15 protein-coding genes are annotated in these 14,699 nt (G+C 66.4%); 7 read left to right on the top strand and 8 right to left on the bottom strand.

Going from position 1 to position 14,699, the window contains the following annotated elements; translation table 11 throughout:
* Window positions 1-17: 17 nt before the first annotated feature.
* Both FHX82_RS28720 and FHX82_RS28715 read right to left on the bottom strand, forming a co-directional pair.
* The gene (locus FHX82_RS28720) at window positions 18-803 is read right to left on the bottom strand and encodes a methyltransferase domain-containing protein (protein ID WP_183176891.1); all 786 of its coding nucleotides are present in this window, start codon (window positions 801-803) and stop codon (window positions 18-20) included.
* A 673-nt stretch (window positions 804-1,476) separates the two neighbouring features.
* Window positions 1,477-2,130, bottom strand: coding sequence for an NAD(P)-dependent oxidoreductase (locus FHX82_RS28715; protein ID WP_145932569.1), 654 nt, complete (start codon window positions 2,128-2,130; stop codon window positions 1,477-1,479).
* Window positions 2,131-2,223: 93 nt separating this feature from the next.
* Here FHX82_RS28715 and FHX82_RS28710 point away from each other — a divergent pair, with 93 nt between their 5' ends.
* From FHX82_RS28710 to FHX82_RS28695, 5 genes are all read left to right on the top strand, one after another.
* Window positions 2,224-2,619, top strand: coding sequence for a winged helix-turn-helix transcriptional regulator (locus FHX82_RS28710; RefSeq protein ID WP_145932570.1), 396 nt, complete (start codon window positions 2,224-2,226; stop codon window positions 2,617-2,619).
* 1,999 nt (window positions 2,620-4,618) lie between these two features.
* Window positions 4,619-5,455: a permease gene (locus FHX82_RS28705; RefSeq protein ID WP_260172477.1), complete on the top strand. Its 837-nt coding sequence runs from the start codon at window positions 4,619-4,621 to the stop codon at window positions 5,453-5,455.
* Complete coding sequence (locus FHX82_RS37370) at window positions 5,341-5,814, top strand: permease (RefSeq protein ID WP_261377068.1); 474 nt, start codon at window positions 5,341-5,343, stop codon at window positions 5,812-5,814. The genes FHX82_RS28705 and FHX82_RS37370 overlap by 115 nt, the downstream gene beginning before the upstream one ends.
* Window positions 5,815-6,029: 215 nt before the next feature.
* Window positions 6,030-6,464, top strand: a complete 435-nt coding sequence (locus FHX82_RS28700) for a hypothetical protein (RefSeq protein ID WP_145932571.1) — start codon at window positions 6,030-6,032, stop codon at window positions 6,462-6,464.
* An 84-nt stretch (window positions 6,465-6,548) separates the two neighbouring features.
* Window positions 6,549-7,193, top strand: a complete 645-nt coding sequence (locus tag FHX82_RS28695; RefSeq protein ID WP_145932572.1) for a DUF305 domain-containing protein — start codon at window positions 6,549-6,551, stop codon at window positions 7,191-7,193.
* 286 nt (window positions 7,194-7,479) lie between these two features.
* Here FHX82_RS28695 and FHX82_RS28690 read toward each other — a convergent pair whose 3' ends face one another.
* From FHX82_RS28690 to FHX82_RS28675, 4 genes are all read right to left on the bottom strand, one after another.
* A complete protein-coding gene (locus FHX82_RS28690; protein ID WP_145932573.1) occupies window positions 7,480-8,271 on the bottom strand; it encodes a hypothetical protein in 792 nt (263 codons plus the stop codon).
* 115 nt (window positions 8,272-8,386) lie between these two features.
* The gene (locus FHX82_RS37365) at window positions 8,387-8,638 is read right to left on the bottom strand and encodes a hypothetical protein (RefSeq protein ID WP_229881386.1); all 252 of its coding nucleotides are present in this window, start codon (window positions 8,636-8,638) and stop codon (window positions 8,387-8,389) included.
* A gap of 615 nt (window positions 8,639-9,253) precedes the next feature.
* Window positions 9,254-9,367 (bottom strand): hypothetical protein, encoded by a 114-nt coding sequence (locus FHX82_RS38105; protein WP_373308676.1) that lies wholly within the window; start codon window positions 9,365-9,367, stop codon window positions 9,254-9,256.
* 489 nt (window positions 9,368-9,856) lie between these two features.
* Window positions 9,857-10,351: a MarR family winged helix-turn-helix transcriptional regulator gene (locus tag FHX82_RS28675; protein WP_145932575.1), complete on the bottom strand. Its 495-nt coding sequence runs from the start codon at window positions 10,349-10,351 to the stop codon at window positions 9,857-9,859.
* A gap of 137 nt (window positions 10,352-10,488) precedes the next feature.
* On the opposite strand from FHX82_RS28675, the gene FHX82_RS28670 reads away from it, so the two are divergent.
* Window positions 10,489-11,643, top strand: coding sequence for an FAD-dependent oxidoreductase (locus FHX82_RS28670; protein WP_145932576.1), 1,155 nt, complete (start codon window positions 10,489-10,491; stop codon window positions 11,641-11,643).
* A 324-nt stretch (window positions 11,644-11,967) separates the two neighbouring features.
* Here FHX82_RS28670 and FHX82_RS28665 read toward each other — a convergent pair whose 3' ends face one another.
* Window positions 11,968-12,438 (bottom strand): hypothetical protein, encoded by a 471-nt coding sequence (locus FHX82_RS28665; RefSeq protein ID WP_373308672.1) that lies wholly within the window; start codon window positions 12,436-12,438, stop codon window positions 11,968-11,970.
* Window positions 12,439-12,654: 216 nt separating this feature from the next.
* Here FHX82_RS28665 and FHX82_RS28660 point away from each other — a divergent pair, with 216 nt between their 5' ends.
* Window positions 12,655-13,005 carry a hypothetical protein gene (locus FHX82_RS28660; RefSeq protein WP_183176905.1) on the top strand — a complete coding sequence of 117 codons (351 nt, stop codon included), beginning with the start codon at window positions 12,655-12,657 and terminating at the stop codon, window positions 13,003-13,005.
* A gap of 51 nt (window positions 13,006-13,056) precedes the next feature.
* Here the strand turns inward: FHX82_RS28660 and wsfD are convergent, their stop codons facing one another.
* On the bottom strand, window positions 13,057-14,541 hold the full coding sequence (gene wsfD, locus FHX82_RS28655) for a glycan biosynthesis hexose transferase WsfD (RefSeq protein ID WP_145932577.1): 1,485 nt from the start codon (window positions 14,539-14,541) through the stop codon (window positions 13,057-13,059).
* Window positions 14,542-14,699: the final 158 nt, after the last annotated feature.

Here is a 14,699-nt window from a genome sequence, read left to right as displayed (position 1 = left end):
CGCGACGGGCCAGGACGTCAGGCTGTCGTGCTGGTCGAGGCTTGAGATGGCAGCGGCTTGCGCCCCCAGAAGACGTGCACACCTCGCCATTCGAGCGTCCCGGGCCGCTCCACTCCGTCACCGAACGCGTCCTTGATCTCTTCCGCGGTGTAGGCCCCGAGCTCGGAGAGCTTGAGTTGCAAGGGACTGATGATCCGGTCGAACCATGTTTGGACCTGGATGTCCGTATCGATGGAGGCAGTGAGTCCGCCGCCGCCCGGGATAAGTGACTCGGCAGAGACGATGCGCCTGCCTGGTTTGAGGACCCGCAGGAATTCCTGGCCGGCCTCTACCCAGTCGTCGGTGTGTTGAGCGGCTTGTGCGACCAGGATAGCGTCGTAGGTGTTGTCAGGAGTGTCGTGTGTGTACGTCCATTCCCAGGCCGCGAGCAGGCCGTTGCGTCCATGTCGGCCCGCGTACATGGCCGCGTTGCCTTCTTCGATGATTTCGAAGAGGTCTATTGAGCCGGTCGAGCCGATGTGGGCCTCGACTCCCCTTTTCCAGCCGCACGATTCGACTTCCTCGCCAACGATGAGGACTCGGTCACCTTCGTCTAGTTCCAGCAGTGCGTAGCAGATGTCCTGGATGTTCGACGCGAGTTCGTTCCACATGTACGGCAAACCTCCGGCGACCAGGAATGCCAAAGCCCAGCGTGCTTGTTCGTCCGGGTCGTGCAGAATGTCACCCATCTTTTCGACGTCTCTCGCGCGAATGTAGTCCCAGGGTGTCGCCTTGCCGCGGGTTTCGCCAATGTTGTAGTTCATCTGAAACTCCTGTCTTGACATCGCGCTCGAAGCGCTCAGGATTTGCTTTCCGCATTGCCGCGAACTGATCTGCGGGCGGTTCGCCTTCGGAGATCACGGTAACGGCGTCACGGTCGACCGGTGAAGAAGGCACTTTCATGTGACCGGCAGGCTCCGCTGCCGGACGGGCAACTCGCGCGGCGCATCCTGGCCGGCGCCACAGCGGTCCTGTCGGAGGCCGGCTACGACGGCACGATCGAAGCGGCCGCGCTGCGCCTAGGCCCCCTCACCGGAACGACACGGGCAGCCTGCGGTGACATCCTGGCCCCGCGCCGACCACGGTGCGGGCACTCTCGCACCAGGCCACGACGACTTCGAGATCTCGCCCTGGTGCGACCTACCTGGGATCTGACCAGAGTCGATCGCGCCCCAGGGCTCACACTCCCCGCGAAGTCCTCGAAGCTTTCAGGCACGCGACCAGCGCGGGTGTCCTTCCCGTGTCGAAACCCGGCTGACGGCGAACCCTGCTGACCGGCACAGTTGACCTCGTGACCCCCTTCGAGGAGGTGGTCGACGGCGGCCGAGCCGGTCCAGCCGGTCGCTCTGGTGATGAAGATGTGCATGGTCAAGACCCCTTCTTCGTTTGCCACTCCGATCACCCGCAGCCTCCACAGACGGTGCGACGTGTAATCGCTCAGGTGGGGTTGCCGAGGTTGACGTGGGTGCGGTGGTGTTGGTTCTTCTCGATGAGGTCGACGAATCCGAGGGCGTAGTCGGCGACCGCGATCACGCCGCCGGTTTTCGGGTCGATGGCGACGTCGTCACCGAGCTGGTAGCGGCCCAGTGGTTCGCTCGGTGCGTGGGCGCCGAAACGGAAGGCCGGGCTGACGAATACCCAGTCCAGGCTGTCCGGGGTCGCCGGCAGGTCTTCGATGATGAGCGCGGCACCGGCCAGGACTTCGTCGTGCACCGCGGCCGGGACGTCGCTCAGATCGGTCACGAAGCGGTCCGCCCCGGGCGCCGGTCGCAGTGAGGAGTAGCCGCCGACGACGAACAGCCGCGCGCCGGCCTGGTCGGCCAGTTCGGCGATGGTGCGGTTGACCGCGCGGAACACGCCCGTCATCGGCCCGCGCGGCGCCAACGCGGCGACGACCACGTCGGCTCCGGCAATGACCGGCGCCAGGGCGGCGGCGTCGGTGGCATCGCCCATGACGTAATTGACGGAAGGGACGGGCACCTCGGGCGCACTGTTGCTCAGCGCGGTGACCTGGTGGCCCCGACCCGCGGCCTGTTCGACGATGGCCGACCCGGCATAGCCGGTACCGCCGATAACCGTGATACGAGACAAGGCAGGGATTCCTTTCATTGCTGGGGGTTGACTGGTGCCGCCCCACGCGGATTACCGTAAGAGCGTTGGTCCCCGACGGGAAGTAGGCACTTTGTGGTAACCACATCGACGGATTCCGTACCCACGATCCTGGGCAGCCCGTACCGCGCCGACTGTCCCACCCGCCGCATCCTGGACCGCATCGGCGATCGCTGGACCGTGCTGATCGTGGGCGTGCTCGCCGAGGGAGATGCCCGGTTCTCCGAACTGCGCCGCCGGATCGAAGGCATATCACAGAAAATGCTGACCCAGACCCTGCGTGGCCTGGAACGTGACGGCCTGGTCCGCCGCACCGTCCACCCCGAAGTCCCCGTCCGGGTCGAATACGCGCTCACCGACGCGGGACGGAGCCTGCAGGCACCACTACGTGCGCTGCAGGAATGGTCGATCGAACATCTCACCGACGTCATGACATCGCAACAGAAATACGACCACGCAGACGACGGCTGACTGGACCGAAGATCTATGCGAAATAGTTCCCTGCCCCCATCTCGGAGGCTGCTTCTTCGTACCCGTCTCAGCAGTTGCTTGCACAGTCTGGTATCAGATCAGTCAGGCCCTCGAAACCGGAACGATTGCCCTGCCTCAGGACGGTCCGGTGTCGTGGACAACCGACAGGGATCTCGCCGAGGGGCCGCAATTGCTCTCCTCGACGAAGGCCATCTGTACCGGATCACACCACCGCTCATCGGCCCCGAAGCGACGCATATGGGCGATATAGACAAAATCCCCTCCGAAATCGCACAGAAGCCATCGACTGCACCACGGTCACCGACTCGGAATAGATCGAAACGCTCAGCACAGCGGGCACACCTGACTGGCAAGTCGAATTCGGCCTCAGCGCCGTCCGGGCTAGCCGCAACGAGGTCAACGCCATCGATCCCGCGCCCTCGGTAACCCCTGGGGTGCACACCGCGCACAACCGGAAAATATCGGCGCCGACAGCGCTGATGATGCCCGCGAAGTAGGTGTCCAGCGTGTACGGGAACGTCAGGGGAAGAATTCACGCATGGCGCCTGAGGTCATCTTCAGGTTGAGAGGGTTCAGCGTCGCTGCCTCGATGTCCACGACCGCCGGGGATAAGCCGGGGCTGACGTCGTCCACATCCCGCAGGACTGGGTCGGTTCGGTAAGCTTGCCATCCGAACCAGCGGCCAATACCGGAACCGGCACCAGTGACGACCACGACTGGGGCGGCTGTTTCTGCTTGGCCTCTGATATCGGGCCACGCACCTTTCTTATTGCGGTAGTTGTGTTGCCAGCAGCCAGTCTGCGAGCCCTGAGTCACGACTACCAGGTGGCGCCTGTCCTGGCGTCGCTATCACGCGTAGAGCTTCTCGGCCAGGAGGCGGCGGCGCAGCTGTCTGCAGAAATCGAGGAACTGCGGCCAACGTTTGCGAGTCGGCCGCAACCGAGCCGGGCAGCCCGGCGGGGAAACCAGCCCCGCCCAGGGCGTGGCTGCAGTGCGAGCACGAGGATTTCACCCGCTGCCCCCACTTCCGGTCCACGGTGGCCGACCGCATCAGCCCGAATCCGGCTCCGCACATCCGCGTCTGACTACCTGGACTCGGGCACCAGCCACACCGGGCCGGGGGTCCGCGAGAAGGTGTCAGTCACCGCCAACGCAGGTAAGCCGCGGGCGGGATGAGCCGAGCCAGCCCGTCGCGGACGGCGACGGCCAGCGGATGTTGCCGTTGCCTAATCCGTCTGGTCAGAGCCGACATCCGCACCAGACGCTGGGTCCGTGCCCGCCGCGCCCAGTCGGGGGCGTCCACAACGGACTGAACGTCGGGCTCCGCGACGACGAGTCCGGCCAGAGGTGGCCGCGTCCTCCAGTGCCTGTCTCGCGTGCGCGGCGTCACCGAGCAGCACCGCCCGGCCAGACACGTAACGGGGCAGCGGCCCTTCGAGCGAATAGTTGTCGTGGCGCAGCAACGCATCCGGCCGGATGGTGCCGACAGGGTGGCGAACCAGTACACCTGCCCCCGAGCAACGGCGCGATCCCGAACCGTTGATCCCGCCCCCGAGAAACTCGATCCCGGTACACGACGGACTCGGATACTGCGGGAGCGCAATCCGTTAGCGGCGACCACGAGATCCACTGTGGCCGTACCGATACCACCGGTCGTCGACGACCTGATGACCAGTGCGCACCTCGGTGTGCCGCAGCGCCTTGGTGAGCAGAGCGTGCACGTCTGCGCGGTGCAGCATGGACCCGCATACCCCGAACCGCCGGCGGATCTCCCCGAAGGTCCGGTCCCGTGGCATGGCGCAGGGCGCCGCCGAGAACCGGAGCGCAGCAGGGCGGTGGCTGTGGCGGATAGACATCCGGAGAGGTGGGCCAGTCCTGCCTCGACGTCCTGTTGTGCCGGTCACAGTGACGGCGGGGAGCATGAGAGTTACCTCTGCTCAGGATAAATACTCATGGGGGGTATGAAGGGGTGGTGTCCATGACGGCGCTCGGGCATGCGCTGGCGTTGGCAGGATCGATGACCTGGGAGATCCTGTGGGCGCTGATCCTCGGGTTCCTGCTGTCCGCCGTGGTGCAGGCGGTGGTCCGCAAGTCCACGATCGTGCGGCTGATGGGCGATGGCCGGCCGCGCACGCTCGCGGTGGCCTCACTGCTGGGCGCGGCCTCGTCGTCGTGCTCCTACGCGGCGGTCGCGCTGGCGCGGTCTCTGTTCCGCAAGGGCGCGAACTTCACCGCCGCGATGGCTTTCGAGATCGGCTCCACCAACCTGGTGGTCGAGCTCGGGATCATCATGGCGCTGCTGATGGGCTGGCAGTTCACCGCCGCCGAATTCGTCGGCGGCCCGATCATGATCGTGCTGCTCGCCGTGCTGTTCCGGGTCTTCGTCCGCAAGCGGCTGATCGAGAAGGCGCGCGAGCAGGCCGAGAAGGGACTGGCCGGGTCGATGGAAGGCCACGCCGCGATGGACATGTCCGTCGCGGGCGAGGGTTTGTTCTGGCGGCGGTTGTTCTCCCCGAAGGGGTTCACCTCGGTCTCGCACGTGTTCGTCATGGAGTGGGCCGCGATCCTGCGGGACCTGGTGATCGGGCTGCTGATCGCCGGGGCCGTCGGCGCGTGGGTGCCCGAATCCTGGTGGCGCGCCTTGTTCTTCACCGACCACCCGCTGGCCTCGGCGCTGTGGGGCCGATCATCGGCCCGATCGTGGCGATCCTGTCCTTCGTCTGCTCGATCGGCAACGTCCCGCTGGCCGCGGTGCTGTGGAACGGCGGCATCAGCTTCGGCGGCGTGGTCGCGTTCATCTTCGCCGACCTGCTGATCCTGCCGATTCTCAACATCTACCGGAAGTACTACGGCACCCGCATGACGCTGGTGCTGCTCGGCACCTTCTACGCCGCCATGGTCGGCGCCGGATACCTCGTCGAGTTGCTCTTCGGCGCGGCCGGTCTCATCCCGAAGGAACGCAACGCGATGGTGATGGAGGAAGGGATCTCGTGGAACTACACGACCTGGCTCAACATCGCCTTCCTGATCCTCGCCGCCGTCCTGCTCGTGTGGTTCTTCCGGACCGGCGGCCGGGATATGCTCGCCATGATGGGCGGCTCACCGGACTCGGCGACCGATCACGACCACCACAGCGGTCACGCGCCGGCACACGAAAGAGCACGGCGGGCATGACCGGCACGAGCCGCAGCCCGACAGCCACCACCCCCACTACGGCCATCACCAGCCATAACGACATCCAGTGCAGTGGATCGCAAAGGCAGTCAGACCCCATGTCGCGCAAGGCAGTCGTGAACCGTGCGGCTGGCCGCGCCGTACCTCGTGATGTGCCGGTCTTCACCGATCACCCGCCCGAAGCGGCCAGGCGAGGCTGACCTTACGGTGGAGACATGGTGTCCGCGGCGAGTTCAGCAACCCTGCGGTGGGCGCTGCTGTCCGCGCTCGCGTTCGCCCTGATCGGCATGCACAGCCTGGTTGCCCCCGGCTCGGCACCCGCCCAGGCGATGACCATGGTGAGCGCCTCCCCGGAGGTCTCCGGTCCGGCCATGGCGATTCCGGTAGCCGAACCGGCGTGCTGCCTGGACCACCTTGTCGACAGCGGCTCGGGCCACTCACCCGGCCACAGCCACGACCCGCTGCACCTGTGCCTGGCCGTGCTCGTCGCACTCGCGGGCCTGGCCATCGCGTGGCTGCTGTGGCAGCACAGCCAGAACACCACCAGACACCACACCCCGAGTGCCGCAGTGACCAGCGCGGGCCGCGGACCTCCTCGTGCTCGCCCGACCAGCTGTCTTCTCTTGTCCCTCTGCGTTCTGCGGCTGTGACAGGGCCAGTACCGCCCACCACCGGTGTGCGCGGCACGCCGAACCCTGTGCCACAGCCATCAACAGAACGTGAGGACCCTAGTAATGACCAGGAAAACCCTGGTCGGGACGGCGCTGGCCGTCCTGACCCTCGGTACCGTGCTCGCCGGTTGCAGCGGCAACACCAGCAGCGACCACGACATGGCCTCCATGACCAGCTCGACCAGCGCGCCCGCCGGCCAGCAGGGCAATCACAACCAGGCCGACGTCGCCTTCGCCCAGGAGATGATCCCGCACCACCAGCAGGCCGTGACCATGGCCAAATTGGTGCCCAGCCGCACCATCAACGCCAAGGTGATTGACCTGGCCGATCGCATCCAGAAGGCCCAGGACCCCGAGATCCAGCAGATGACCGGCTGGCTGTCCACCTGGGGTGCCGCGCCGGCAACGAGCAGCATGAACATGCCCGGCATGACCGACGGCCAGTCCATGCCGGGCATGAGCGGCAGCAACCCGATGCCCGGCATGATGAGCGACGCCGACATGACCAAACTGCAAGGCATGCAGGGCGCTGAGTTCGACCGAATGTGGCTGCAAATGATGGTCCAGCACCACCAGGGCGCCATCGACATGGCCAACACCGAACTCACCCAGGGCAGCAGCCCCGAAGCCAAAGCGCTGGCGCAAAAGATCATCACCGCCCAGCAGGCCGAGATCACCGAAATGAACGGCATCCTCGGTCAGAGCTGACCAACCCGCAGGACGACGGCTGGGGACCCCCGCCGACGCGGGATCCCCGGCCCCAGCTCGACCGTGAGCCCGCCTGACCCCATGCGCCACCCGTGTCGAGAGGCTCTGGAACGAGGCGGACCGATGGATTCACTATCGCGGTCGTCCGGGCGTCGCGGGTGGGAACGTCACGCTCCCACCCGCCTCAGCAGCGTGGTGGTCGATGGTCAGGTGTCTGCCGACCCGGCTAAGCAGCGGAGCTCTCTTCGGCCGTGAGCTTCTTGGCGCAGACGCTGGGTGTAGAAACCTACAGAAGGTACTTCGGCAGCTCAGGTACTCCTGGAGGAAACCAAAGGCCGGCAGCGAGATCAGCCTGGTCGACTCCACGGTCCAGCTTCCAGGTCGTTATCGCATCCCTGAACGATCGGTCATAATTCGCGTTCATCAGCCACCGGATAGCGTCGTCATCGAGCTGATTCGGAGCGTGCAGGGCAAGGGTGAGATCCTCGGCGCGAGCTGGCGGATTCTGCTCGGCCCAGGCCGTGATCGCTACCTCCCACCAAGGGTTGCCGAACCAATGTGAGGCATAGTTACCGCCACAAACCGCGTAGTACCTCATGGCTGCGGCTTCGTCGCCGTCGAACATCCGGTCTGCCAGATGAACCGGCAACCACGCGCCCTCGTTGAGATGCCATACCAGCTTCGTCCAGGTACCCGCGAATAGGTCACCGCATGTGAACGTATTCGCGCTCATCGTTATGGTCCGCTTCTTGTCACGCAGAAGGTCCCGAACCGCCATGACATCGATCCCCGTTGGATGGACGTGCGGTCGGATTTGGAGCCAGGTTGCCACGTTGAGCCGGGCCATGTCCCGGTCTGGGATCCCGTCACGGGCATACGATCCACGTCGCGCCGTGGAGACAAACCCGCCGGCATGGATGTCCTCGAGAACGGTATTCCGCCAGCACGACACCACGTAACCGGTCGTGGCCAGGGCGCATACCTCGTCGTGGTCACGGTCAGGGTGGACGCCGAACGAGCGGACCAGGACGCCATCGATCGTCTCGATCAAAGCTTTGGGATTGCCCTCGAGCGCCACAAACGGCTCCTTCCCGACCTCGACATACTGCCGTCCTCGCCTCCCCGACCAGCGGCGACAAGCCCAGCTTCGCACAGGCGACCCGCGACATGAACAGTGCCGACGACCGCGCCGTTCATGATCGTGGTCGTCCGTGGGTGTCGCGAGTGGGGATGCCACGTTCGCGGAGTTTGGCCAGCACGGTCGTGTGGTCGACGCCCAGGTGTGCGCCGACCCGCGCGAGCGACCAGCCAAGGCTGTAAAGGTGGATGGCGTCGTCGACCTTCTCGGGGACCAGTCCGCGGCGGCGCATCGGCACGTCGTGTCGTTTGAGGATGTTGCTGACCGTCCGCCGGTCGATGCCGAACCGGTCGCCCAGTTCGTACACGGTTGCTCCGGCTTGGTACCCGGCGATGAGTTCCTGGACCTGGTCGGCGTCGAGTTGCCGTGCACGAGCTGGTTTCGGCCGGTTTGCGGGCGGCGGAGCGGGAGCGGATGGGGCCGGGAGCTTCTGGAGCAGGGTCTCCAGGGCTTCTACCTGGGGTTTTGTGTTGTAGTAAGTTCCCCCAAGGTCCACAGACTATTTTTGGACACGCGATGCCGGATTGAGTCGCTTTCGTTGTGTAGTGCGATCCATTCGATGCCCGATCAGGGTTGTTGTCAGCGACCAGGGCCTGTCTGAGCCCGCGGCTGCCGCATCGAGACTTGTGGGCGGGTAGGGGTCCGGAACACCTGTGTCGCACCGGGAAATCGATGCCCTCGGCGGGTGCGACCCCAGTTGGCCCGACGCACGATCCGGCCGCGCCCGCGGCCGCGGTCTTCGGTTACGTGGTGCTCGCTGCCCGGCGCGGCCGGCGACAACACGGCGGTGACCTGGGCGAGCAGGCCGGGCTGGTTGCCCTTCACCGTGAGCGCGTAGTGACCACCGCGCTCGATCGCGATGTGCGCGGCGGTGGCGTGGCAGGCGTGCGCGGCGTCCCCGGCCACTGCCGCACCGGGCGGATCAACACCGATGCGTTACGGCTGACGCCAGTCGAAGAGTCCGTTTGTGGACGGTCGAGGTCGTCACTCCGAACCGCTCAGCGATGCGGGCCGACGACCAGCCTGGGACATACAGCTGCTCGGCTTCGTCGATCCGCTGTGATGTCTGGCCATCCAGTCGTGGTGACCGCGCATGTTGATGCGGTCAGCGCCTCGGTGGCTCGCGACCTCGTCATGCAGCGCTGTGTGGAGGAATCCGGAGGCCCTGTCGGATCGCAGCCTTTGCCGCGTACGTGTCGTGTAGAGCGTTGAGCATCACGAAGTCGTGGATGGTCCCGGCGTAACGAGTCAGACCACGCGATGCGGCGACACGACCACGGTCCAGCCTTGACGGCTGACTGAGGAACTCGCGTTGCCATCGTGAGGTCGAGCCTTGGCGGGCCGGTCAGTCGACGCGGTGGCCGTCGGTGACGGCGAGCCCGGATTGCTCGGCGACTTCGCGGATGACGGGACGTGTGGCGTTTTGCCGATCTCGACGCGGCACGCCGGGGAGTTCCCAGTTGCCGTCGTCGGCCCAGCGCCTTCGCCGCCGCTACCGGCGACTGCCTCAGGGACGGGGTTTGGGTCAGTCCCGTGCAGGTGGTGTGGAATCGCCGAGGTAGGACTCCACTGCGGCTCGCAGTTTGTCGGCAGCGCGGGCGACGGTGTCCAGTTGCGCTGCCGTGAACTCGCCGAGCACTTTCTCGAGCCGCTGCTGCAAAGGATCGAAGAACGCGTCGGCGGCAGCGTTGATCGCAGCGGTCGAGTGCAAGGTCACGATGCGCCGGTCGGTGTCTTCCCTGGTGCGCTCCACGTACCCGGCTTCCTCCAAGCGTCCGAGCAGGATCGAAGTGGCCCCGGGGGAGAGGCCCACGCGTTCCGCGAGGCGTGCGGGTGTCAGTGGACGGCCGAGCTCCTCCGCTTCGATGATCTGTACGACCGCGGTGGCGTCGGTCGTGTGCATGCTCATGCTCCGGGCGAAGAACCGCGACAGTTCATTCTGCGCAGCGCTGAACGCGGTGAAGCTCTGCACCACGCGCGTGCACGCGTCGCTGGCCCCGGCCGGCACGGCCTCGGTCATCTCCAGCTCCCTCCGTTGTGGGGCACAGACTACTACTTGACACAAAATAGTTTTGCCGCATAATAACTTTGCGACAGCAGGTTGTTTCGGCGTCGGTCGTACGCGCCGCGACGGTCACCACAAGGTGGGAGCAGCACATGAACCGCTCGATCACGATCATCGGAGCCGGCCTGGCCGGGTTGACCCTCGCCCGGGTCTTGCACGTCCACGGCATCCCCTCGACCATCTACGAGGCGGAAGCCTCTCCGATGTCCCGTACGCAGGGAGGCCAGCTCGACATCCACGACTTCAACGGCCAGGTCGCCCTCGACGAATGCCGGCTCCTCGACGAGTTCCGCTCGGTCATCAACTTCGGCGCGGAAGCCATGAGGTTCCTGAGCCCGGACGGAGAACTGGTGGGCGAGATCCCCGACGACGGAAAGCTGAGCAACCCCGAAGTTCTGCGCGGGGAACTGCGTCGCATCCTCATCGAGTCACTGCCGGACGGCACGATCCACTGGGGCCACAAGGTCGACTCGATCGACGCCGTCGGCGCCGGCGGGGCGTACCGGGTCACGTTCGGCGACGGTTCGACGGTCGACACCGACGTCCTGGTCGGCGCGGACGGCGCCTGGTCGCGCGTACGGGCATTCCTCTCCGGGGCCTCGCCGGAATACCTGGGCACCGTCTGGGTGGAGACCTTCCTCCACGACGTCGACACGCGCCACCAGCGAAGCGCCGCGTTGGTCGGCCGAGGTGCGATGCTGGCGATGGAACCCGGACGAGGGATCTTCGGCCACCGCGAAGCCAACGACGTGATTCACACGTATGTCGTCATGAAGAAGCCGCTCGAGTGGACGAGCTCGACCGACTTCTCCGACCGTGAGCAGGCGCTGACCAACCTCGCTGCAGAACTGGGCGACGGGTGGGCTCCCGAACTCCTGGAACTGATCACCAGCGGCGAGACCATGCCGGTCGCCCGACCGATCTGGGGACTGCCACTCGGACACACGTGGGACCGGGTGCCGGGAGCCATGCTCATCGGTGACGCCGCGCACCTGACACCTCCGGACGGAGACGGAGCGAACTGGGCCCTCTACGACGGCGCCCAACTCGGAAAGGCAATCGCTGCGTCGCCCGACGACATCGAGTCGGCTTTCTCGGGTTTCGCTGCCGAGATGCTGCCACGCAGCGCTGCATCCTCAAGGGAGGGATACCAGTCGTTCGAGCAAACCTTCGGCTACAACGCACCCGAAAACCTGCGGAAAATGATGGACCGCGCGACGACATACGGTCACCGCCACCACCGCTGACTCACCACCCGGCGCAACCACGGAACGGATCGGCAGTCGCCACCGCAAGCCCGATTAGCTACCCAACGTTGCCTGATGCAGCACTGAGCCTTTGCCAACCTGATCACGCGTTGGCGAGGAGCCTGTCGTCTGCTACGAGCATGCTCGTGGCAGACGACAAAGAGCCAGCATTGATCGCGACCGCTGCTGGCCTGGTACATCAGGCGGTAACAGGCTCGCTCCGCCCACCGTCTTGCGGAACGCCGCTCAGCTGCTGACCGCCTTCGATTCGAGCCTGGAACTCGGAGCGCACGGCCTTGACCAGCCGTCGCGCCTGAGTCGCACCTACGCCCAATTGAACACGAAGCGTGTCCGCCGAAATCGGCTTCTGATGTGCGGTTCGATGCGCAGCGTCCGCTTCCCGCGCCAATCCCAACTGCGCGTGGCCGTCGAAGAACTGAAGTCACCGAGCGCCTGCAGGAAGCTGGGGCCCACTTCAGCCCAGCCGATCAAAAGGAGCGGGCCGACGGCGTCGAAAGTTACCTTTCCGTACTCACCCGCCGCTATCGGGACGGCCACGTTCAAGGCCGACGTGACCACGCTCGCGAAGATCAGGAGTCGACGGGCTGGCCGCAGCACGTCCGCTGACGCGCCTGCGAGCGCCAGATGCCTAGTACCCAGCAGCAGACCAAGGATCGACAGATCGACCGCAGGTGCGACAAGCGGCGCGACCCAGACCGGGACTCCGAGCCGGAGCGCGAGGTTGAGGACGTTGCCGAAGCCGAACAGGAAGGTGAGGCCGACGACGACGCCCATGATCAGGGTGACGGCGTGAACGACAGAAGACCCGTCCGAACCTGATCGAGTTGGAATAGTTGCAGGCTGGCTTATCGGGCACCACCTGCTTCGACGCGCGGGCGTCCGTGGGTGTCTCGGGTAGGGATGCCGCGTTCGCGCAGTTTGTTGAGCACGGTGGTGTGGTTGACGCCGAGGTGATCTGACTCGCGCGAGGGACCAGCCGAGGTTGTAGAGGTGGATGGCGTCGTCGACCTGTTCAGGCGAGAGGCCGCGGCGGCGCATCGGCACACCGTGCCGGTGGAGGATGGTGCTGACCGTTCGTCGTTCGATGCCGAACTGGTTGCCGAGTTCGTACACAGTCGCGCCGGACCGGTAGTCGGCGATCAACTGCTCGATCTGTTCGGGGCCGAGTTGACGGGCGCGGCCGGGGCGATCGCGCTTGATCGCCGGGGGCTCGGGTGTGTCGAGCCTGGGAAGCTTCTCGCGGAGTTCTTCCAGGGCTCTGACCTGGTAGGCGACGGAGCGGGCACAGCGGCTGAGCGACTGTGGGCCGGGTCCATTCTGCTTGAAGGCGAACCGCTTTAAGTCAGTGGTGTCGCCGAATATGGCTCATACCTGCGAGACAGCGGCGTGGTTTCATTCCTGCGGCCTCACCGGCGATGTGCGTGCTCGTCGGCACATGGTCCACACGCCCGCGGCACCGGCCACCACCAGTACCCATGCCGTCACGTCCACCATGTATGCGGCCAGCCACACGTGCTTCGCGATCTCGAAGTACCCGTCCGCCAGCGCTGCCGCGGACAGTCCCAGACCGGCAACCGCCGTCGCGCCCGCCAGCCGCGCCGCCCTGAGCCCAAGGGTGTGGCCCCGCCGTAACCCCACCAGCCCTACCACGCAGCCGGCGATCAGCACGGTGCCAGGCCACCACGGCGCCGGCAGCCCCGCGAGCCAGGTCCGAAGCTGTGCCGCATCCGCGGCCTGCTCCCCCGTCGTCTGGCCCAGCGGTGTCGGCGACATCCCCGGCGACCACGCCCGCGACGGCAGGTACGAGAGTTCCCGGCCGGCTGTGGCCTGCACGGCCACCGACAAGGCGCGGACCATCGCCGCGGGATGCTCGGCGAGCTCGACAAGCACCCGGTTCCGCACCGCGCCGGGAGCGGCCGCGACCACGTCCGCACCCGGTACTCCCTCCGGGCCCGCCGGGTAGTAGGCCCTGCCCGCCGCGTTCTGCGCCGCCGCGGGCAGACCGAGTGCCGGCGCCGAGCCGGGCATCTCGGTCAGCGCGAGCGTATACACCAGATTATGGCTGTTGATCGCTGCATAGTGTCGGGTCTGCAAGCTGCTGAGGTGGATGAACAGCGCCCCACTCACGACGCCGATCCCCGCGGCGGTGGCAACGCTGGCCCGCCACGCGCGTCGGCCACCCGACAGCGCGGCGGCTGCTGCGGCAACCAGGGCCAGCGGCGCATAGGCGGGTTTCGCCCAGGCCGCGCCGATGGCCCCGACGGCGAGCAGCCCCAGCATCAGCGCTCGATCCCAGCCAACGGGGCGGGTCACCGCTGCGGCGATCCCGCACGCCACCGTGAACGCCGCCAGCAGCCCCACCGGTTCGCTGAAGGTCGAGATCAGCATTCGGGTGAATGCGGAGTCCCACAGTGGCATGATCACCGGGACCAGCAGTACCGCGCGCCGGACGCCTCGGGAGGTCGCTACCCATCCAGCGCACGCGGCTACTGCCGTGAATACGAGGGCGTAGAGCGCGCCGAGCACCCGTAGGTCTGCGCCACTTCCAGTGCCCACGACGTCGAGGAGGACCTGCGCCAGTGAGGGGTACGGGTCCGGGCAACGTGCCGCTGGCACGAAGTGCAGCACCACGCCGCCCAGCCACGCCGAATTGCCGCCCGGTGTGGCCGGCGCCAGGCCTGCCCCGCAGTACAGCCGACTGCCGTCGCCGTTGTCCGCGGCTCCGACCACCGTTCCAGTGGCCAACCCGGTGGAGATCAGGATCGCCGCGAGGGTGAATATGGCCGCCGCGAAGGCCGCCGCCGCGCGGACGATCCGCCGTGGCCGCTCCGGGGGCGGGCACTTCGCCCGGGCGCGAAACGCGATCAAAGCATCCATCACGGGCAGTGTGTCGGACCGCGTTTCCCGCACAGCGGCGACCCTCCTGCTTGTCGATGCATGTGCAGCGCACAGCGCGGTGCCCGGACCGGCTGCGTCGGGGTCCTCCACACCTAGCAGGACAGGGAGGCTCGTCCGGAAGACGCGGAGAAGCCACC

Source organism: Amycolatopsis bartoniae, from assembly GCF_014191255.1.
In the GTDB taxonomy this organism is placed as follows: Bacteria; Actinomycetota; Actinomycetes; order Mycobacteriales; family Pseudonocardiaceae; genus Amycolatopsis_E; species Amycolatopsis_E bartoniae.
The sequence above is the reverse complement of the archived record's forward strand: the minus strand, read 5'-3'. Positions and strand labels throughout refer to the sequence as shown.